The organism is Trichormus variabilis 0441 (assembly GCF_009856605.1).
GTDB classification, from domain to species: Bacteria; Cyanobacteriota; Cyanobacteriia; order Cyanobacteriales; family Nostocaceae; genus Trichormus; species Trichormus variabilis.
Genome location: NZ_CP047242.1, coordinates 3,858,213 through 3,879,651, shown reverse-complemented (window position 1 = coordinate 3,879,651; position 21,439 = coordinate 3,858,213). Strand labels below are relative to the sequence as shown.

At 40.1% G+C, this 21,439-nt stretch carries 15 protein-coding genes; 9 read left to right on the top strand and 6 right to left on the bottom strand.

The window, feature by feature from the left end:
* Positions 1–11 precede the first annotated feature (11 nt).
* The gene (locus tag GSQ19_RS15835) at positions 12–4,670 is read left to right on the top strand and encodes a WD40 domain-containing protein (RefSeq protein WP_011318893.1); all 4,659 of its coding nucleotides are present in this window, start codon (positions 12–14) and stop codon (positions 4,668–4,670) included.
* Between the two features lie 55 nt (positions 4,671–4,725).
* On the opposite strand, the gene GSQ19_RS15830 is transcribed toward GSQ19_RS15835, so the two are convergent.
* Positions 4,726–6,093: a cytochrome P450 gene (locus GSQ19_RS15830; RefSeq protein ID WP_011318892.1), complete on the bottom strand. Its 1,368-nt coding sequence runs from the start codon at positions 6,091–6,093 to the stop codon at positions 4,726–4,728.
* A gap of 154 nt (positions 6,094–6,247) precedes the next feature.
* Here GSQ19_RS15830 and GSQ19_RS15825 point away from each other — a divergent pair, with 154 nt between their 5' ends.
* Positions 6,248–7,546 carry a cation:proton antiporter gene (locus GSQ19_RS15825; protein ID WP_011318891.1) on the top strand — a complete coding sequence of 433 codons (1,299 nt, stop codon included), beginning with the start codon at positions 6,248–6,250 and terminating at the stop codon, positions 7,544–7,546.
* A gap of 148 nt (positions 7,547–7,694) precedes the next feature.
* On the opposite strand, the gene GSQ19_RS15820 is transcribed toward GSQ19_RS15825, so the two are convergent.
* Entirely contained in the window at positions 7,695–8,636 is a 942-nt protein-coding gene (locus tag GSQ19_RS15820) for an NAD-dependent epimerase/dehydratase family protein (protein WP_011318890.1), read from the bottom strand.
* 443 nt (positions 8,637–9,079) lie between these two features.
* On the opposite strand from GSQ19_RS15820, the gene GSQ19_RS15815 reads away from it, so the two are divergent.
* The 6 genes from GSQ19_RS15815 to GSQ19_RS15790 all read left to right on the top strand — a co-directional run bounded on the left by GSQ19_RS15815 (position 9,080) and on the right by GSQ19_RS15790 (position 15,221).
* Positions 9,080–10,225, top strand: coding sequence for a glycosyltransferase (locus GSQ19_RS15815; protein ID WP_011318889.1), 1,146 nt, complete (start codon positions 9,080–9,082; stop codon positions 10,223–10,225).
* 110 nt (positions 10,226–10,335) lie between these two features.
* On the top strand, positions 10,336–11,094 hold the full coding sequence (locus GSQ19_RS15810) for an undecaprenyl-phosphate galactose phosphotransferase family protein (protein WP_010998957.1): 759 nt from the start codon (positions 10,336–10,338) through the stop codon (positions 11,092–11,094).
* A gap of 535 nt (positions 11,095–11,629) precedes the next feature.
* A complete protein-coding gene (gene gmd / locus GSQ19_RS15805; protein ID WP_159368352.1) occupies positions 11,630–12,709 on the top strand; it encodes a GDP-mannose 4,6-dehydratase in 1,080 nt (359 codons plus the stop codon).
* A gap of 24 nt (positions 12,710–12,733) precedes the next feature.
* Positions 12,734–13,678: a GDP-L-fucose synthase family protein gene (locus GSQ19_RS15800; RefSeq protein ID WP_011318887.1), complete on the top strand. Its 945-nt coding sequence runs from the start codon at positions 12,734–12,736 to the stop codon at positions 13,676–13,678.
* Positions 13,679–13,695: 17 nt separating this feature from the next.
* Positions 13,696–14,352 (top strand): 5-formyltetrahydrofolate cyclo-ligase, encoded by a 657-nt coding sequence (locus GSQ19_RS15795; protein ID WP_011318886.1) that lies wholly within the window; start codon positions 13,696–13,698, stop codon positions 14,350–14,352.
* Positions 14,353–14,381: 29 nt separating this feature from the next.
* Positions 14,382–15,221: a carbohydrate ABC transporter permease gene (locus GSQ19_RS15790; protein ID WP_011318885.1), complete on the top strand. Its 840-nt coding sequence runs from the start codon at positions 14,382–14,384 to the stop codon at positions 15,219–15,221.
* Here GSQ19_RS15790 and GSQ19_RS15785 read toward each other — a convergent pair whose 3' ends face one another.
* Both GSQ19_RS15785 and GSQ19_RS15780 read right to left on the bottom strand, forming a co-directional pair.
* On the bottom strand, positions 15,222–15,929 hold the full coding sequence (locus GSQ19_RS15785; RefSeq protein WP_011318884.1) for a sugar transferase: 708 nt from the start codon (positions 15,927–15,929) through the stop codon (positions 15,222–15,224).
* Positions 15,930–16,455: 526 nt separating this feature from the next.
* Entirely contained in the window at positions 16,456–16,656 is a 201-nt protein-coding gene (locus GSQ19_RS15780; protein WP_041456192.1) for a hypothetical protein, read from the bottom strand.
* Here GSQ19_RS15780 and GSQ19_RS15775 point away from each other — a divergent pair.
* Positions 16,655–17,929, top strand: coding sequence for a serine hydrolase (locus GSQ19_RS15775; protein WP_011318883.1), 1,275 nt, complete (start codon positions 16,655–16,657; stop codon positions 17,927–17,929). The genes GSQ19_RS15780 and GSQ19_RS15775 overlap by 2 nt on opposite strands.
* Before the next feature lie 215 nt (positions 17,930–18,144).
* On the opposite strand, the gene GSQ19_RS15770 is transcribed toward GSQ19_RS15775, so the two are convergent.
* Positions 18,145–19,203, bottom strand: a complete 1,059-nt coding sequence (locus tag GSQ19_RS15770) for a DUF1350 family protein (protein ID WP_011318882.1) — start codon at positions 19,201–19,203, stop codon at positions 18,145–18,147.
* Positions 19,204–19,989: 786 nt separating this feature from the next.
* The gene (locus GSQ19_RS15765; protein ID WP_011318881.1) at positions 19,990–21,294 is read right to left on the bottom strand and encodes a chloride channel protein; all 1,305 of its coding nucleotides are present in this window, start codon (positions 21,292–21,294) and stop codon (positions 19,990–19,992) included.
* Between the last annotated feature and the right edge of the window lie 145 nt (positions 21,295–21,439).

Here is a 21,439-nt window from a genome sequence, read left to right as displayed (position 1 = left end):
TTGTTCATAAGATGAATAATCTACCTAATTCCCATAACTTAACCCCTGAGAATGAGCAGTCGTTACAAACTTTGGTCAGGGCAATTACTTTTTCCCAGGGAGAATTTTCTTTAATATTATTGCGTTGTAATTACGCGGCTTTGCGTAAACGCATTACCCAACAACTACACCAAATTTCTCCAATCAAAATACATGAAATCACTTTACCAGAAACAGTAAAAACACTGTACACCAACATAAATGAACAATTAGGCGATGAACAACCACCCGCATTGATTGTCTTTGGCTTAGAGTCAGCTAAAGACATTGATACTGTGCTGACTGCGGCTAACCGAGTCAGAGAAGAGTTTAGGAAAAACTTTCCCTTCCCCATACTTATCTGGGTTAATGACCAAGTTCTCCAAAAGTTTATTAGATTAGCTACCGATTTAGAAAATTGGGCAACTATTATTGCATTTGAAAGTAGTACTAATGAATTAATTAGTTTTATTCAGAAAAAAACTGACGAAGTTTTTATAGGTGATTTAATTCCCAATCCACAAATTTGTTGGGAATTGAATCGAGGAATTCAAGATTTACAAAACCGAGGTAGAGAATTAAATCAAGTAATCCAAGCTAACTTGGAGTTTGTCCGGGGTTTACATGATTATTTATACGATAATACAGACTCTGCTTTGGCTCATTATCAAGATAGTTTGGATTTTTGGCAAAAAAATCATAATTTGAAACGGCAAGGAATATTACTATTTAATATTGGTTTGACTTATGTGAGACAGGCGCAGAAGAATCAGATAGATAATCAGGACTGTTACCAAAAAGCTAGGAAATATCTTCAGCGATGTATTGCAATTTTAGAAAAAGGACACTTTGATAATTTAATCGCTAAGTATATTAATACGTTAGGAGAGGTATTAAGAAACTTAAATGCTTGGCCAGATTTATATAACCTAGCACATAAATCATTGAAACTACATAAAAATTATGGACAATCGCTAAAAATAGCCCAATCTTATGGATTTTTAGCTGAAGTTTCTTTAGAAAGTTTTCAATGGTATGAAGCTAAAAAACTTGCTCAAAAAGCATTACAAAGACTGAAGAATATATCAAATCAAAAAGTCCCTGAACGGAGTTTATATCTATTTATTTTAGCCCGTTCTCAAAAAGAGTTAAATGAGAATACTGATGCTATTAGTAATTTATTGGCAGCTAAAAATGAAACTTGTGCTTACTATAATCCCAGACTTTATATTAATATTTTAGAGATGTTAAGTAACGTCTACTTTGAGCAAAGTCAATATTTAGCAGCTTTTCAAATTAAACAAGAGCAACTACAAATTGAACAACAGTATGGTTTTCGTGCTTTTGTTGGTGCATCTTATCTTAATCCCCAGCTTCAGGCGATTAATCCTGCCCAATTACAAGTATACAGAAAGGGAACAATTGCTCAAGAAATAGTTGCTTCTGGTCGAGAAAAGGATGTTCAACGTTTGCGAGAAAGGATTAGTAGCACTGAACATAAATTGACTGTCATTCATGGTCAATCAGGTGTGGGTAAAAGTTCTATTTTACAAGCTGGTTTAATACCCGCTTTGCAAGAAAAGCCGATTGCTGAACGTGATGCTTTACCTCTATTGTTACGAGTGTATACAGATTGGGTAGGAACATTAGGACAAAACTTAGCACAAGCTGTTGAAGAAGTTAGAGGCTATAAGTTATCTCATGATCTTAATTCAGCCCTAGCCATTAGAGAGCAATTACAGAAAAATTCTGAGCGCCATCTGTTAACAGTGTTAATTTTTGACCAATTTGAGGAATTTTTCTTCGTTTATACAGATAAAGCTAGCAGAAAAGCATTTTACGAGTTTTTACGCTTTTGTTTGGATATACCTTTTGTCAAGATTGTACTTTCGTTGCGGGAAGATTATTTACATTACTTACTAGAGTTAGAACGATTATTTAATTTGGGGTCAATTAATAATAATATTTTAGATAAAAATATTCGCTATTATTTGGGTAATTTTACCCCAGCAGATGCCAAAGCTATTATTCAAAACCTGACAGAGAAAACACACTTTTACCTAGAACCTAAACTCATAGATAAGCTAGTTGAAGATTTATCATGCCAATTTGGGGAAGTGCGACCCATTGAATTACAGATTGTGGGGGCGCAAATGCAAACAGAAAAAATTAATACTCTGGCAAAATATTGTCAGTTTGGTACTAAAGAAAAATTAGTAGAAAGGTTTTTAGAAACAGTTATTAGAAATTGTGGTTCTGAAAATGAACAAATGGCGCGCCTAGTACTATATTTACTCACAGACGAAAACGGTACTCGTCCTCTCAAAACTCGGACTGATTTGGCATCAGATTTAAAACCAGAGGTAAAAACATTAGATTTAATCTTAGAAATTTTTGTGAAATCTGGATTAGTGTTACTTTTACCAGAAGTACCAGCAGATCGCTATCAATTAGTACATGATTATTTAGTCCCGTTCATTCGTCAACAGCAGGGAAATGAGTTATTGGCAGAACTCGAACAGGAACGGGAACAAAGAAAACAGATTGAACAAGAGCTAGAGCGGGTAGAAACCATACTAACTCAAGTCAACGCAGAACTAGAAAAACAACAAATTGTCCTCAGAGAAGTACAAGCAGGGACAACCTTAGAACAGGAAGGAGTCAGCGCTTTACGTCAGTTTGATTTTGCACAATTAGACTCCCTTATGTCAGCAATGCGGAGTGGAAAAGCTTTGCAAGCTTTAGTCAAAGATGGTCGCTCTTTGGCAAAATACCCAGCAACTAGTCCATTACTAGCTTTGCAGACAATTCTAGACAATATCCAAGAGCGTAATCAGTTCCAAGGGCATCAAGGCTGGGTCAGGAGCGTCAGTTTTAGTCCTGATGGTGAGTATATCCTTACGGCTTCTGATGACTGTACCGCCAGATTATGGAATCTCCAAGGCAAGCAATTAATTTCATTACAAGGGCATGAAGATACAATCTGGAGTGCCAATTTCAGCCCTGATGGCAAATACATGGCGACTGCTTCCTCTGACCGGACAGCCAGGTTATGGAACTTTAGGGGTCAACAATTAGCTAAAATTCAAGGGCATCAGGGCTATGTGCGGAGTGTGAGTTTCAGCTCTGATGGTAAGTACATCGCCACTAGTTCTGATGACCGCACAGCTAGGTTATGGAATTTTAGCGGTCAGCAGCTAGCGCAGTTTTCCGGACATCAAGGAACCGTCTGGTGTGTCAGTTTTAGCCCTGATGGTAAACACATTGCCACAGCTGCTGATGACCGAATAGTCCGGTTATGGAACCTCAAGGGTAAATTGCTTGTCCGCTTCCCAGGACATCAAGATTGTGTTTGGGATGTAAGTTTTAGCCCCGATGGTCAGTATGTTGCTACCGCCTCCTCTGACGGTACAGCCCGATTATGGAACCTAGCCGGGGAACAGATAAGCCGATTTCGCGGCCATCAAGATGTGGTTTGGAGTGTGCGTTTTAGCCCCAATGGTAAATATATCGCTACAGCTTCCTCTGACCGCACCGCTAGGGTTTGGAATCTCAATGGTCAGCAACTAGAGCAATTCCCAGGACATCAGGACTACGTGCGGAGTGTGAGTTTTAGCCCTGATGGTAAATATATTGCAACTGCATCTTCTGACCGCACAGTCCGATTGTGGTACCTAAACAAGCAGCAATTCCCCCCATTTAGAGGACATCAGAGTACAGTTAGGAGCATAGATTTTAGCCCTGATGGGCAACAGGTCGTTACGGCTTCTGATGACCGGACGGTACGTTTGTGGAGTATTCAAGGTGAGGAGCTTTTACAGTTCCTTGGACATCGAGGAAAAGTTTGGAGTGTGAGTTTTAGCCCCGATGGTAAATACATTGCTACTACTTCCTCTGACCGGACGGTGCGATTATGGGATGTTACAGGGCAAATGCTTCAGCAATTTCCAGGGCATCAAGGTACAGTTTGGAGTGTGAATTTTAGCCCTGATGGCCAGCATATCGCTACTGCTTCTTCTGACTTGACGGCTAGATTATGGAGTCTTGATGGTCAGGAGTTGATGCGATTTAAAGGGCATGATAAATGGGTGCGATATGTGAGTTTTAGTTGTAATGGAGAGCATCTTGCCACTGCGGCTGATGATTGTACAGCTAGATTGTGGAATCTCCAGGGACAACAGGTGGGGCAATTCTTGGGGCATCAAAGTACAGTTTGGAGTGTGAATTTTAGTCCTGACTGTCAATATCTGGTGACTGCTTCGGAAGACCATACAGCCAAGTTGTGGACTCTGGATGGGCAAATACTCACAGAATTTAGAGGACATCAAGCCCCCCTGAAAAGTGCCGTTTTTAGTCATAATGGGCAGTATATCGCCACTAGTTCCGACGATCGCACCGTTCGGTTATGGAATCTTAACGGACAGCAAATAGCACAATTTAAAGGACATAAAGGTGCAGTCAGAAGTATTAGTATTAGTCCTGATGATCAGTATATTGCCACAGCTTCTGATGATCGCACCGTGAGATTATGGCCGATAGAAAATTTAGACCAACTACTCCGGCGTGGTTGCAATTGGCTACAAGATTATCTAGAGAATAACACTCATGTCACAGAGAGCGATCGCCGTCTGTGCGAGATATTAAAGTATTGATTGGGGCGCGATCGCTCTATGGGAAAATAATATAGGCGATCGCTGTGGCAATTAACTATACTTCTACAGGGCTTTTGACTTTTTGATGTTGTCCCGTAGCAATTAACCATTTACCGCCGGAGGGTGCTAAGGTGACACCGCGCCGGGTGGGTTTGACTGGATAGTTATCAACTAATGCTAAATCCATATTTGCTAATACTGTTGCCAAAACCAATTTCATTTCATACAAGGCAAAAGCCATACCCACACAGCGACGGTTACTGCCACCAAATGGTAGATATTCATATAATGAATACTGCTTTTCTAAAAACCTTTCTGGCTTAAACTCTTGCGGCTGGGGATATAAATCTGGTCGGCGGTGCATTAAATAAATGCAGCCTACAAGCATTGTTCCTGGTGCAAATTGATGACCACCAATTTCTAAAGTTGTCTTGACAATACGCGGGATGGTCACCATCGCAATGGGATAAATGCGTAGTGTCTCCTGACAGACAGCCGTTAAATAAGGTAGGCGAGTAATTTCATTTACGTCGCCATTGTCACCAAAATTATCTAACTCAGCCAGAAGTTTCTCTCGTACTTGCGGTAATTTGTGAATCCAGTATAAAGCCCATGTCAAAGCTGAGGCGGTGGTTTCATGACCTGCGACTAACAACGTCATCAATTCATCCCGCAACTCGATATCAGTCATGGCTTCACCATTTTCATCCCGCGCCGCCATCATCAAGGACAGGATATCAGTCCGGGATGGGTCTGGATGATCTCTGCGGTCTTGAATTTCGGCGTAAAGTAGTTGGTCAATTGCAGCTCTTTGACGCAAGAAGTGACCCCAAGGACTCCAACTACCTAAGTCTATCTGCAATGCAGGCAAAAAGGATAGGGTAGAACGTAAGGCAGAACCACTCAAATCTAAGATGTCACAGAGGCGTTTTTGTAGTTGGGTGTAACGTTCTCCCTCACGTAAACCAAAAACAGCTTGTAAAATTACCCGCAATGTGATTTCCTGCATGGAGTCGCGCACAGAGAAGGGTTCGCCTAATTGCCATTTACTAATGACTTCTTGGGTGATGTTAGTAATGATATCGCCGTAAGCCCTCATGCGATCGCCATGAAAAGGCGGCGTTAACAACTTACGCTGACGCTGGTGAGTTTCTCCAGACAGCAACAGTAAAGAATTTTCTCCTAGTAAAGGTTGTAAAACTTGGGCTGTTCCTCTAGCGTCTAATTGTTCTAATGGAGTAGTAAAAAGTTCTTGAATTGCTTGTGGGTTACTCAAAAATACTATTGGTCGTTTGTTTGTCAGCCATAGTGTAAAACAATCCCCGTGAGCTTTGGCAGATGCTTCCATTAGTTGCAATGGCTGATAAATCCACTGCACTAGCTGCATAAATCTTGGTATCTTTGGACTATCTGGAAGTTTCATAACAAATGCTCCTTTCGGCACGATCCTAACTAAGCTAGCAGAAGTAGAAATTAATATAAGTCATCTTCATGATATCTATCTGTAGATCATTTATACAAATAGGCGATCGCTTCTAAAATAGCCTAGCCATCCAGATTCTTTATACATCATTTATATGATAGATATTTATATTCTTGACCTATTTGTAATTGGGCTACTTTTGCTTATCGTTACATTAGGTTCTGGTTGGATTGCGCGGTTACCTTTATCTTTTGCTTTGATATATCTCTTAGTGGGAATCATTCTTGGTCCTTATGGCTTTGGGTTGATACAATTACGGCGAGATGATGTATTTAATGCAGATTTATTGGAAAGAATCACAGAATTTGTTGTCATTATTTCCGTTTTTAGCTGTGGATTAAAAATTATCCATCCCAGGAGACGTAGAGTGTGGGATATTACCGCACGCCTGATTGGTTTCTTAATGCCCATTTCTATTTTTGCTATAGCAATTGTCGCTAAATTATTTTTAGCCATGAATTGGGGCGAAGCAATTTTATTAGGAGCTATTCTTGCACCCACTGACCCAGTTTTAGCATCAGAAGTTCAACTAACAGATATTAACGATAAAGATGAGCTACGTTTTGGTTTAACTTCTGAAGGTGGGTTAAATGATGCCTTAGCGTTTCCTTTTGTCTATTTTGGACTTTTTGCTATTAAAGATGACAACTGGAATACCTGGTTTAAGCAGTGGGTGGTCATTGATTTAATTTGGGCGATCGCTGCTGGATTAATTATGGGTTTTGTTGTTGCTAAAGCTATTGTATGGATTGACCAAAAAATCCAGAAGCGCCGTTCTGCCGATGCCTTGATGGAAGACTTTGTGGCTCTCAGTGCAATTTTGTTAACTTATTCTCTAACAGAAGTTGTCAACGGTTATGGATTTTTAGCAGTATTTATTGCGGGATTAGTTTTTCAAGATACTTATAGAAATCCAGAAAGACCACTGGCACAATTAGAGTTTATTGAACGACTAGAAAAGCTTTTAGAAGTTGGCACAATATTATTATTAGGTTCCATATTACTATGGCAACCAATAGTTAACTATGGCTATCAGTCTTTGATAGTAATTATTTTCCTCTTTTTAATTATTCGACCTGTTGGAGCCTGGATTAGCACCATTGGCAAACGTCCTTTAGCATCCCATCGCCGCCACTTCCATCCTGCTACTCGCTGGTTATTTGGCTGGTTTGGTATTCGTGGTGTTGGTTCCTTATATTATCTTGCCTATGCTTTTGGTCATGGTTTGAAAGATGGAGTTGGCGAAGAAATAGCTTGGATAACTTACACTACGATTGTAGTTTCTGTCGTTATACATGGCATATCTGCTACGCCATTAATGAGTTGGTACGAACGCAATATTGCTAATGAGAAAAAAACTTCTTTGCCTGAAACTTTAAGTGATTTAGAGTAACATCTATGGGTAATTCGTAATTATCAATTTTATAGTTTTTTAGTTGAAATTAAATATGTTATCGTTTTTGACCGAACTAGTATGAGTGGTCAAAGAGGGGGTAGAGGAGCAGAGAAAAAATTCTTACTCAGTACCCAGCACTCATGACTCAACTCTCAGCTTTGAGAATCTCCTCATCTACAGAGAAATCGATTTCTGATTTATCGCGTCCACTTGCTACATAATCGTTTTCATAAGCGTCAGCCAACCCAGAAATTAAATCATATTGGGGTTGCCAATTTAATTCTGTCTGTGCTTTGTTGACCGAAGCAAAGAAATGTTGCACTCGCATAGGGAAGGCTTTGCGTTTGCCAAAATCAAATTTCTTCGGGTCGTAATGGACAATTTTAATATCATCGGCTGATTTTCCCAAGGCTTGGGCGCAAGCACGAGCTAAACCATCAAACGTGACATAGCGATCACCAGAGATATTATACACTTGCCCAATGGCCTGTTTATTACCAATCACTTGGGACATCGCCATTGCTAAATCTTTGACATGACCTAGCTGAGTAATATGTAACCCATTACCTGGAATTGGCAGGGGGCGATCGCGTACAATCCTATCAAAGAACCAGCTTTCTAAATCATTGTAGTTGCGTGGGCCGTAAATGTAGGTGGGACGAATCGAAGTAAAGGGTAATCCTGTTTGCTGTAAATAAGCTTCAGTTTCATGCTTACCCTTGTGGCGACTTTTGGGGTCTACCTTATCTCCTTCTATGTGGGGTAGCTGGTCAGATTTGAGATAAACCCCCGCAGAACTCATATAAACAAAATGCTGCACTCTATCTTGGAAAATCTCCGCCAGGGGTTGAGTATCTGTTAATTCCCGGCCGTTATTGTCAAAAACGACATCAAAATTTTCTGCTGATAATTTTTCTTTGAGCTGCGTGGCATCCGTGCGATCGCCTATAATTTGTCCTACTCCCTGTAAAGCTGGTAACGGTCGATTACCACGATTGAAAAGTACTACCTCATGTCCTTGTTCAACCAGGATTTGCGTCAAATAGACACCAATGAACCTAGTACCACCCATTATTAAAATTCGCATAAATTACCCATTGCTATGTTTTTGAGGGAATGGTGAGCCAGTGACGGGTACGTAGGGGGTTTCCCCCATTAGCGACTGGCGAACCCCGAAGGGGAGACTGGCGACTGGTGACTGGGAAAAGACATAAGAATAAAGAAAATATTATTCCCTTACTCAACCCCTAGTACCCAATCCCCAATCCCTGATTTGAGGTTATCAGGTTGTTGTATCCTTCTGGAACCTCCCCTCACAGAAGTACGTCTGTATTTTTTATCTGAAGCGCTTTCCATTTCTTGCTTGTAAAGGGAAATTTGACCTGAAAAAATCCTGACTTTAAAAGTCAGTTTCCCATAGAGTAATTTTTTCCGTGGCTTCAAGGCTGGAGGGGTTTAATTTGCTTCTTGCTTACTCCCTCTCTCTGCCTCCTGCCTCCTTTAATTTCTACACCTTAAAGTTAGTTAGCTGTGCCATTGAAATATGCTCTTGTTCATGAGTGGCTGACACCAAAAGCCACCGGCGGTTCAGAACTCGTTGTCAAAGAAATTCTGCATCATATCGATGCCGATTTATACGCTCTCATCGACTTTGAGTCTAACAATCCTGAAAGTTATTTGTACCAACGTCAGATTGGCAAGACCTTCCTCCAGCACTTTCCCTCGGCCCGTAATGGTATCCAAAAGTATCTACCATTTTTACCCCTGGCAATCGAACAATTGGACTTGCGCCAGTATGACGTAATCTTGTCCTCATCTCATGCTGTTGCCAAAGGCGTATTAACCACTGCTGACCAGTTACATATTTGCTATTGCCATAGTCCCATGCGCTACGCCTGGGACTTAACCTTTGATTATTTGCGTTCCAGCCCAATGGGCAGTGGTGTTGCGGGATGGGTGACTCGATACTTATTACATCGTTTACGCCAATGGGATGTGTTAAGCGCCAATCGAGTAGATTACTTCATTGCCAATTCCCATTACACAGCTAGGCGTATATGGCGCTGCTATCGGCGAGAAGCCAAAGTTATTTATCCGCCGGTGAATGTCGCAGAATTTCCATTTTTACCTCACAAAGAGGATTTTTATCTCACAGTTTGCCGATTGGTGAGTTATAAACAGGTATCCCTAATTGTGAAAGCGTTTAACCAATTGCAACGGCCATTAGTCATCATTGGTACAGGTTCAGAAATGAAACAGATTCGCCAGCTAGCTAATTCTAATATCCAAATATTAGGTTGGCAACCTGATGATGTAGTCAAAAAGTATATGGCCAAAGCCAAGGCTTTTGTCTATGCTGCCTGTGAAGATTTTGGTATAGCTTTAGTAGAAGCACAAGCTTGTGGTACTCCGGTAATTGCCTATGGTATCGGAGGTGCCACGGAAACAGTTAGGGATGTACGATCTTATAAAGATACAGGAACAGGTATATTTTTTAAAATGCAAACTCAAGCAGCTTTGGTGGAGGCAGTAGAAAAATTTGAAATGTATCAAGATGCTCTTGACCCTGAGTATATGCGATCGCACGCTGCTGAGTTTTCCCCGCAAAACTTTGCCAAGCGCTATCTAGATTTTTTAGACCAGTGCCATCAACAAAAGCCTAATTTAGCAGGTTAGGCAGAATTTTTTGTAATTCTTTTGTATGCTTTTGGCAATTTAACCCCAGAAGCACATCCTTTTGGCTTTAAGATTGGGACTATGTGTGGTGTGGATTATTAAGGAGTATGATGACTGCCCAGAGTTCACTCCTCTCCGGCAAACGACGCTTACGGCAAGATGCTAGCTCGTCTATGCGTTCTACAGTCAAGCGTGGTCAAAAAACAAAGACACCTAAAATCAAACCCAAAGGTTTGTCTTTGCAAGGTATCAACGGAGAGTTTGCGAAAAGACTTTTCGATATTGTGTTTTCTTTATTGGTGTTGATCCTCTTCTCACCAGTCTATTTAATTCTGGCCTCGCTGATTGCTTTAAGCTCAGAAGGCCCAATTTTTTATGTCCAAGAAAGAATCGGCCAAAACTACAAACCCTTTAATTGTATTAAATTCCGGACAATGGTCAGCAACGCTGACGAAGTCCTCATGCAAATGATGGAAACATCGCCACAGTTGCGACAGGAATTTGAAAGTAGTTTTAAGCTCAAAAAAGACCCCAGAATTACTAAAATTGGTCAATTTTTACGAATTACCAGCCTGGATGAGTTTCCCCAATTCTGGAATGTTTTAAAAGGGGATATGAGTGTTGTTGGCCCGCGCCCTTTAGTAGCAGAAGAATTACCAAAATATGGTGATCACATCGAACAAGTTCTAACAATTCGACCAGGAATTACTGGATTATGGCAAGTTTCAGGAAGGAATGACATTCCCTATCCCCGACGAGTACAAATCGACTTGCATTATGTCAAGTCTAGGACTCTCTGGTTGGACTTATGGATTATATTGAAAACAATTGATGTGGTAATCATGCCCAAAAATAACGGAGCATACTGACGAAAAAAGATTTTTTTACTAGGGGGCATTATTTCCCCCTTCACACAAATAATATTATTTTCCTCCGGACAATATATTTCTGGTAATTGGTAATCATAAATTGGTATTAGAAAAAATTCACCTATTTCCTATTAGCTATTACCAATTACCAACTACTGAGCTATTAGTTATTATTAACTATGTGAACCAAGTTTTGTGACTTATCCTAATCTAGCCATAGCCAATATTCATTCATCTTCAATATTAGATTAATTCCAACTTAATAAAAGTGACATTTGTGTAAAGTTTTGGCCAAGAAAAATCTTGGTAATATACCTAAGAAAAAGGGTAAAGTGCCTTAAAAAACTTGACTTGTGAGTCTTAAAGCTGAGTTGCCAGAAAAAACTGCTCTTTATTAAGTATATTTATTTACGATACAATCCGGGTACTCTTTAAAACGCGTAAGTTTACCGTTAGGCAATTTATTCATTACCTGCTAGGTTGTATCAATTGACCTGCGAAAATTTCATCACCGACAAAAAGGAATAAACAAAGCATGAACCAAAACAAGCGAGCATTAATAACTGGGATTACTGGTCAAGATGGTTCATATTTAAGCGAATTTCTCATAGAACAAGGTTATGAAGTTCATGGTATTATTCGCCGGACTTCCACATTCAATACAGACCGTATCGATCACATTTATGAAGATCCCCATCAAGAAGGAGCCAAGTTATTTCTTCACTACGGTGATTTAACCGATGGTACAACGCTACGCCGAATTCTTGAAGAAGTTCAACCAACAGAAATTTACAACTTAGGCGCTCAATCTCACGTACGAGTAAGCTTTGATTCGCCAGAGTATACAGTAGATGCCGTAGGTATGGGAACACTACGGTTACTAGAAGCAATCCGTGACTACCAACGACGCACAGGCATTCAAGTACGTTTTTACCAAGCTGGTTCTTCAGAAATGTATGGCTTAGTGCAAGCCGTACCCCAAAGCGAAACTACACCATTTTATCCCCGTAGTCCCTACGCTTGTGCCAAAGTTTATGCCCACTGGCAAACAGTCAATTACCGGGAATCTTACGGTTTATTTGCTTGTAATGGCATACTTTTTAACCATGAATCACCTCGTCGCGGTGAAACTTTTGTTACCCGCAAAATTACTAGAGCTGTTGCCCAGATTGTTGCCGGCAATCAGAAAAACATCTATATGGGTAACCTTGATGCCAAGAGAGATTGGGGTTATGCCAAAGATTATGTCCGTGCCATGTGGTTGATGTTACAGCAAGAACAACCAGATGATTATGTAATTGCTACAGGAGAAACCCACTCAGTACGTGAATTTTTAGAGTTGGCGTTTGGCTATGTAAATCTTAACTGGCAAGATTATGTAGAGTTTGATGAGCGTTATCTGCGTCCGGCGGAAGTAGATTTATTAATTGGTGACCCCACGAAAGCACAACAAAAATTGGGATGGAAGCCTTCTGTCACCTTTAAAGAATTGGTGGCATTAATGGTAGAAGCCGATTTGCAAGCTTTAGGTCAGACTTCACCTAATGGCAATACTTCAATCCTACCGCAGGATATTGCTACTATTCGTCAACAACTGGGTGTACTCCACTTCTGATTAATTCTTGCCAAGGATGAAAGTATGACCGCCTTAGAACTAAAAAATAAACGGATTCTTGTCACTGGTGGGGCAGGGTTTCTAGGTCGTCAGGTAATAGATCAGCTGTGTCAAGCTGGAGCTGATACGGCGAAAATTAGTGTACCGCGATCGCGTGATTTAGATTTACGTGTTTGGGAAAATTGCCAACGCGCAGTAGATCAACAAGATATTATTATCCACTTAGCTGCTCATGTAGGTGGGATTGGACTTAACCGGGAAAAACCCGCAGAGTTGTTCTACGATAACTTGATTATGGGTACTCAATTAATCCATGCTGCCCATCAAGCTGGAGTAGAAAAATTTGTGTGTGTGGGTACAATCTGTGCTTATCCCAAATTTACCCCAGTACCATTTAAAGAAGACGACCTGTGGAACGGTTATCCAGAAGAAACTAATGCTCCGTACGGAGTTGCTAAAAAAGCTCTTTTAGTTCAATTACAATCTTATCGTCAGCAGTATGGCTTTAATGGTGTTTACTTGCTGCCAGTAAATTTATATGGGCCGGAAGATAACTTTGACCCTGGTAGTTCTCATGTCATCCCAGCTTTAATTCGCAAAGTCTATGAAGCCCAAGTTAGGGGTGATCAAGAGCTGCCAGTTTGGGGTGATGGTAGTCCTACCCGCGAGTTTCTCTATTCTGAAGATGCAGCGCGGGGTATCGTTATGGGAACTCAATTCTACAATGACTCCGAGCCAGTCAACTTGGGAACTGGTTACGAAATCTCCATCCGCGATTTAGTTACACTCATTTGCGAATTGATGGAATTTAAAGGTGAAATTGTTTGGGAAACCGATAAACCCAACGGTCAACCACGGCGTTGTTTGGATACCGAACGAGCGAAGCAAGCTTTTAATTTCACAGCCCAAGTAGACTTTAAACAAGGCTTGAAAAATACCATTGATTGGTATCGACAAAATGCTGCTTAAGTAATGGGTAATGGGTAATGGGTGGATGGGTAATGGGTAATGTTTTTGTCACCTGTTCCCCATACTCAGCACCCCATACCCCATCTTTGAATTTGCGCCCAGTGAACGACCATCAATTATTAACTAAATCTCAATTACGCCGGAGTTTAATTAAAACTCGACAGTCTATGTCGGTTGAAGAATGGCGAGAAAAGAGCGATCGCATTTCGTATCTATTACAATCATCCACTCTTTTTACCCAAGCAAAAACAGTACTTGCCTATTTCAGCTTTCGTCAAGAACCTGATATTAGCTCCTTATTTGCCCATACTCACCACCGTTGGGGATTTCCTCGCTGTGTTGATCAATCCCTGAGGTGGCATAGTTGGATACCTAAAGATTCCCTAAATATCAATGCTTATGGTATCAAAGAGCCTGAACCACAAGCGCCAACCATAGACCCTGAGGAAGTTGATTTAATTCTCGTTCCCAGCGTTGCTTGTAACTATCAAGGATACCGTTTAGGCTACGGCGGGGGATACTACGATCGCCTACTGAGTTCTCCAGAATGGTCAAAAAAGCCGACTATCGGAATTGTCTTTGATTTTGCCTATTTGCCTCAATTACCCAAAGAAAATTGGGATCAACCGTTACAAGCAGTCTTGACGGAAACATCTTTTCATGTTAATAGTTAACGGCTAACTGTCAACCGTCAACGAACAGAATGAATTGGAAAACGCAAAATTCACCCTGGCGAACGTTGGTAATGTATGGTTTATTAGGTGCGATCGCCTTAATCACTCTCTTCCCTCTGTTGTGGCTCATCAGCACTGCTTTAAAATCACCTACAGAAAATATCTTTCAGTCTCCACCGCAGTTATTACCAAGTCAACCGACTGTAGATAATTTTTTGAAGGTGTGGAATTCTCTACCATTTGGACAATATTTATATAACAGTACTTTAGTCTCCGTACTGACTGTAGGGTTAAATCTGTTATTTTGCTCCTTAGCCGCTTACCCCTTAGCAAGGCTATCATTTCCGGGGAGGGACTGGATTTTTATTGCGATCGTTTCTACGATTATGATTCCCTTCCAAATCGTGATGATACCACTGTACATTTTGACTGTGCAGTTGGGCTTACGCAATACTTATCTCGGTATGATGTTTCCTAGCTTGGCTTCTGCTTTTGGTATTTTCCTCTTAAGGCAAGCTTTTATGGGTGTTCCCAAAGAAATAGAAGAAGCTGCCAGGATGGATGGTAGTTCGGAGTTAGGCTTGTGGTGGCATATTATGTTACCTGCTGTGAGACCAGCATTGGTAACTCTAGCTATTTTTGTATTTATCGGCGCTTGGAGTGACTTTCTGTGGCCATTGATTGTGATTCAGGATGAGAATTTGTATACCTTACCTTTGGGTGTAGCTAAACTGGCGGGGACGTTTTCCCTTGACTGGCGTTTGGTTGCGGCTGGTTCCGTAATTGCGATCGCCCCTGTACTAGTATTATTTCTTATACTACAGCGTTACATCGTAGAAACAGATATTGGCAGTGGTGTGAAAGGTTAACTAACAAGCACCGCTTTTTTTTAGCACTACCCACACGGTTTTCAATATCAGACTGAGGTCGTAAGTTATAGACCATTTACGTTGATAATCTAAATCCATCTGTACGATAGTTTCAAAATCTTTAATATTGGAACGACCTTTAGTTTGCCATTCTCCCGTCATTCCTGGTTTAACCCGTAATCTTTCCCAGTGACGTGGTTCATAATGAACAACTTCATCAGGTGTGGGTGGACGAGTTCCCACTAAACTCATATCCCCTTTTAAAACATTCCAAAATTGGGGAAACTCATCTAAGCTGGTACGACGCAAAAATCTACCCATAGGGGTGATACGTGGGTCATTCACCGACTTAAATATGTGACCCTGAGCTTGGTTTTTTACCAAATGCTTAACTTTATCGGCGTTAACCACCATAGACCGAAATTTCCAAATGCGGAAATGTCTGCCGTTCAGACCGCAACGAATTTGAGAATAAAATATGGGGCCAGGATCATTAATAATAGTAAGTATAGCGATGGGAACTGTGATAATAGCTGTAATTATCAGCCCCACAATAGCACCGATAATATCAATTAATCTTTTTCTAACGCTAATAGCTGAATAGTGTACAGGCTGTTGTAAAAAGTCCGCATTCATTGGATGATTCACAATAGCTAATCTATCCATAGTAAAGCGTTCCGGCTTAGGCGTAAAATCAGGTACGGACATGACTGTAAAGTAAAATTTTCAGTTTTTGGTCAAATAAATTATTCTATGCTAGGTGTAAATATACACAAAAAGTCACTGGCATTAGAAATTTACTGCCTGGAGTTCATACAATCTTTTAATTTGACTGAGGCATTTTAAGTTTTGGTTATATTTTAATTAAGTATACTCAGTAAAATATAGCGGCGATCGCTGCACCATAGATCAGTACTAGTCACAACTAGCCCACATAACTGAATAATTTTTGGTTCAGTCTCCACCTTGGCAAAATTTTTTTGTCAAACTGAGGTAATTTTTTGATATATGGAGTCAGGATTTATTGTAATCTTGATAAACTATGACGCTTTTAAATTACACACTCACTGGTATGGTTTGTTGATAGTTGATGGTTGACAGTTAGCCGTCAACTGTCAACGGCCAACACGAAAAAATGTGCAAGTTAAAGAAAAGGTAGCTTCAGGCTTCTTTTGTTTTCCTTGCCTACTGCCAATCAATTTAGCAACTGTGGGTAACACAATAGGTTAATTTACTATTGACCAATCGTTACTAAGAAGGCTAAAGTGTCAGCTTTAATGTCTTGAGTTTGCAGTGGAACTATTTGCATCTGCAAACGTCTCGATGTCAGAAAATAGGCAAAAATATCACCTTCCCACAGCACTTTCCGGAAAATTAAAAAAACACCGGAAAATATTGCAAATAATCTCTGTAGCTCCTCACAATTCACACGCATGAAGTCACCTTTTCTCTTACTCGGCCTCGTCAGCACAATTCTTTTATCTACTCCAGCAAATGCAGCTCGCTTAGAATCATGGAAATTTGATCCTAATCGGAATCAACTAAATATCACGACTGATTCAGAAGTTAAGCCCAGAGCTTTTTTAATTAATAATCCAGACAGAATTGTCATCGACTTACCAGGAACAACTTTCAAAGCTAATACTCAACGTAAAAATTTCGGAGCCGCCGTGCGAGAAATTCGTATTGGTAAGGTTGAGAACAATACTGCCAGAATCGTGGTGGAGTTAGCACCAGGTTATACAACTTCTCCCGACAAGTTAGTAATTAAAGGTGATTCTGCCTCACATTGGATTCTCAATTTCTCAGCTATTAAGAAGGACGCTGATAATACAGAAACAAGTGAAGAAAAAATCTCAATTCCTGTAAGTAATAATTTAGAATTCGCAGGTGTTGTTCCTTTAAGTAGAGAAATATCACAGCTAGATTCTCAAATTAAACAATTGATGAATCGCTACAGTTCTCTCTCAGCCGGAATGTTTTTCTTAGATATGGAAACCGGGGAGTACCTGGATATCAATGGTGAAAAAACATTTGCCGCAGCCAGCACAATTAAATTTCCGATTCTCATTGCTTTGTTTGAAGAAATTGATGCTGGTAGAATTAACCCTAATGAAACTTTGGTGATGCGGCGTGACCTGATGACCGGTGGTTCGGGAACGATGCAATATAGAAAGGCAGGCAGTAAATTTAAGCTGATGGAAACTGCCAGCAAAATGATGATCATCAGTGATAATACCGCCACGAACATGATTATTGACCGATTAGGTGGTAAAAACCGATTGAATCAGAGATTTCGCAGTTGGGGATTACAAAATACAGTCATTCGCAATTTGCTAGGAGATTTCAAGGGAACTAACAAAACTAGTCCTAAAGATTTAGTGCGTTTAGCTGCTTTGATTTCCAACAATAAGTTGCTAAGTGCTACTAGCAACTCACGGGTTATGGACATTATGAGCCGCTGCAAAAATAGAAGCTTGTTACCCGTAGGACTGGGTAAAGGTGCAGTCATAGCCCATAAAACAGGGACTCTTGGAAGAGTTTTAGGAGATGCAGGAATTATCCAAACACCCTCTGGTAAACGTTATTTGGCAGGTATTATGGTGGCCAGACCTTTTGGTGATGCTAGAGCTAAAGCGTTCATCAATCAAGTTTCTCGCCTAGTATATGGCTATCTAGACCAACCAACATCGGCCAGAAATTTTTGATTATAGCTTCATAGGATACGAGCTAGTAGGGGTGTTGCTGTGCGCCCCTACTGTTATCTCTTTCAGGACTTACGCAACTCGCACAATATTAGGGTGCGTCAGATGAGGAATATCCTCTAATGTGTACGAAATTATTAGGGCTGACGCACCCTATAGTTAGTTTAATTATGACACTTGCATAAGTCCTATCTTTATTGCAAAGATGATTAAAATTGCTATAATCGCCGTTCTTTTTCTAAAGCCTGAAGCAGGCTATCTACATATATTTCCAACTCAGAACTTCGTCTTTGGGCTGATTCAATAATAGGTAAACTATCGGGAAAATTCACTACATAACCACCGACTCGAATACCTAAAGGTTTTAAGTGACCACCTGCTAAATAATTCTGGAAATCTGTTGGTGGCTTTTTGAAAACATTGATAAACCAGTCACCCGTTGACTTAGCAATATTATCTGATTTGAAGCGAATCAATCCCAGAAGATTAAAGAGATTAGTAGCTTGAATTAAAGCATAAGTTTCTTGAGGGCTGGGTTTAACACCCCAGCCTAATTTATCAATAATATTTGCCAAAAATTTGGGAACTGCACTATCAGTACCAGTATTGACAGGCGCTAAAAGTATAGATGTTTGTCCTTTGATGAAGAGGCTTTTAAAGAAAGTTCTGTCAATACTTGGGTCTTCCATTCTATCCCAGTAAGTATCTGGCTCATACCCAAGATAATATTTAATTAATTGGGTTGCTTTAGCACGTTGTTGCTTGAGATCATTCATGAGGACTTCTAGGTTTTCGACGATAGCTTGAATTTTGCGTTCATTTTTCGCCTGCTCTGATGGGTTTGATGTTTTAGCTACTATATCACCAATAAATTCTTCCAGTTCTTTGCGCTCTCTTGGTAATGCTGAAAAAGCCTCTAAAAGAGCAATATACTTACAGCCAATGCTATGTCCTATCCATGAAAATTTCCGATCGTTTAAATAGACTTGATAATCATAATTAGCAAGTTTTGCCATTCTAATTAACTCTGGGGCAATTTCGTATTCTTCTCTGATTAAAAACCCTGCTTCTGCATAATGATTAAAGGTAAAATTAAAAGGTAGAAGAATAATAGTGTAGCCGTTATCAAATAGATATTGTAATAAATAGCGATAGAATAGCATGGGGACAAAAGTACCGAAGAAAGCCCCACCAATAAATTGAATGACACCTTTGGGTTTTGGATGTAAAGCCACCCAGCTATGAGAAACAGGTTGAAACCTCAGTTTTGCTTTCATAATTTTTTATACCTGATAAACACAACAAATTGAAGGCATCCTCAAGATTGAGAAGACCATAATTAAATTGAATTGTCCATAAGTACTTCTGCAAGTATGAAACTTTAGTTCATGATGATGACTAAAGTTGAATTCAGAGGTAAAAATATTTACTTTTGTCCGGCATTTGACTTACAACGTCATGCTTAGATTAAGTGAGAATACCAAATTTTTGCGATTATTACCTACAACTTATATAGGAATCATATTTGATTTTTGAAAATATCTAAGTATCTGTACGGTGGGCAATGCCCACCAAAACCATGATACGGTGGGCAATGCCCACCCTACGTATATTTCAGAAATCAAATACTAGTTCTATATCTGTTGATTCTCAGTATGGAGAGTAGACAAAATATAGATGAAATTCAATACAGCAAAGAATTTATCTCACTTTCTGGTTGACTAATATCGCCTCATCAGATTGTAATTTTTATACCAAACATGAAATTAGTAGCATCAAATTACAAGCGGCATAGGCGAAGCATTATCGTAGACATCACTTAATTTATTGCCTGACTCCTTACATAACTACTTTACGAACAAGTCTTGATACAACGGCAGAGTTCGTTATTCCTAAAGCTTGTTCATAAACCTATGTAGTTAGTTTTGATTCAGAAACTTAAAACCCAATGAATTACCCGATGAGAAAGCTCCTCTTTGCTACAATCACCTAAATTTATTTTCCAAATTGGTATTGCTGAATCTTTATGTCAAAATCTTTTTGCAGCAGATTTTGACCATGACTTAACTTTGTATCTCTTCAATAGACTGCTGTGATTTAAGCTGAGAAGCTATTAAGGGGACTTTTGGTGCGAGAAAAAAACCAATCAAGCTCGCAAAAAGGATTGGTGTAAAAGGGCTAAAATTAGTCAGTTTTGATAACAACAAAGTTGTACTTATAGGTGTGCGTGTCACTCCTGCATTAAGAGCTGACATTGTGCATATCATAGCTAGTGTAGGATTCAACCCCGGAATTAAAATTGCAATTGCTTTGCCAACACAAGCACCAGTAAAAAATAGGGGAATAATGAAACCACCACGCCACCCACCAGTGACTGTTAAACTGATTGATGCCATCTTACCCAGGGCTAAAATCAAGAGAAAAACAACTGAAAAATTAGTATTTAGAACTGACTCTAATTCTTGATGTCCGAAATAGCGGGTTAGGGGTAAGAAGATGGCTAAAGTGCCTAAACCCAATCCTGCTAATGTGGTGCGTATATAGACAGGGACGGGAAGCATCGCCCATAATCTGTCACAGGTGCGAAAAATGGTCATAAAAATCCAGCCTGCAACAGCGCCGATGATTCCGAATAGGATAGCCCAAGCAAAATCATCCATGTTCTCTAAATTGTATTCGGGAAAATGCCACGTGGGGGCAATTCCCAAATGAGTGATTAAGGCAAATACTAGGTAACTCGCGCAACTAGAAACAATAGCTGGCATTAAAGCTTCATAGTATTCGATGATATGCTGATGGTGAAGGATTTCTAGGGCAAACATCGCTCCACCTAATGGTGCGCCAAACAAGGCAGTAAAGCCAGCAGCCATTGCTGCTAGACTCATGGATCTCATATCTTCGCCCTGGAGACCGAGGCGATCGCCTACCCATGTACCAAAAGAACCTGTAACTTGTACTAATGGGGCTTCTGGGCCTGCACTGCCCCCACCAGCTATACTCACCAAAGAGGCCAGAATCATCGCTGGATTTTTTCGTATATCCAAGCGCCCGCCACGAAAATGGATATTATCAACAATGACAGCAATTTCTCCAGGATTGCCTAAAAAGTGGATTACCAAGCCAACAATTAATCCAGCTATTGGCATAACTATTAGCAGACTCACACTCTCAAACCTTTCCAGTTGGTGAGTCATCAGTTCTAAAACATTCCAGTACAAACCAGCAAATAGACCACAAACAGTCCCTACCATTACCCAGCGTAAAACCCATCGTGAAATTAGTAGAGGATTACGTCTTACCAGACCAAAAAGTTGTAAAAACTTCCAGCGTTGAGCTTGGTTTGTGGGAGTACGCTTATTTGGTAGCACTGTTGATTCCCTAGCTAAATGAATCAAATGTTATAGATTCTTGACATTTATTATACTAATGTAGAAGGTAAGACAAAATACGTACAAACTGACCAAAATTTTAAATAATTTGCAACCAGCTTTGCTACAAACCTGAGCAATGTTC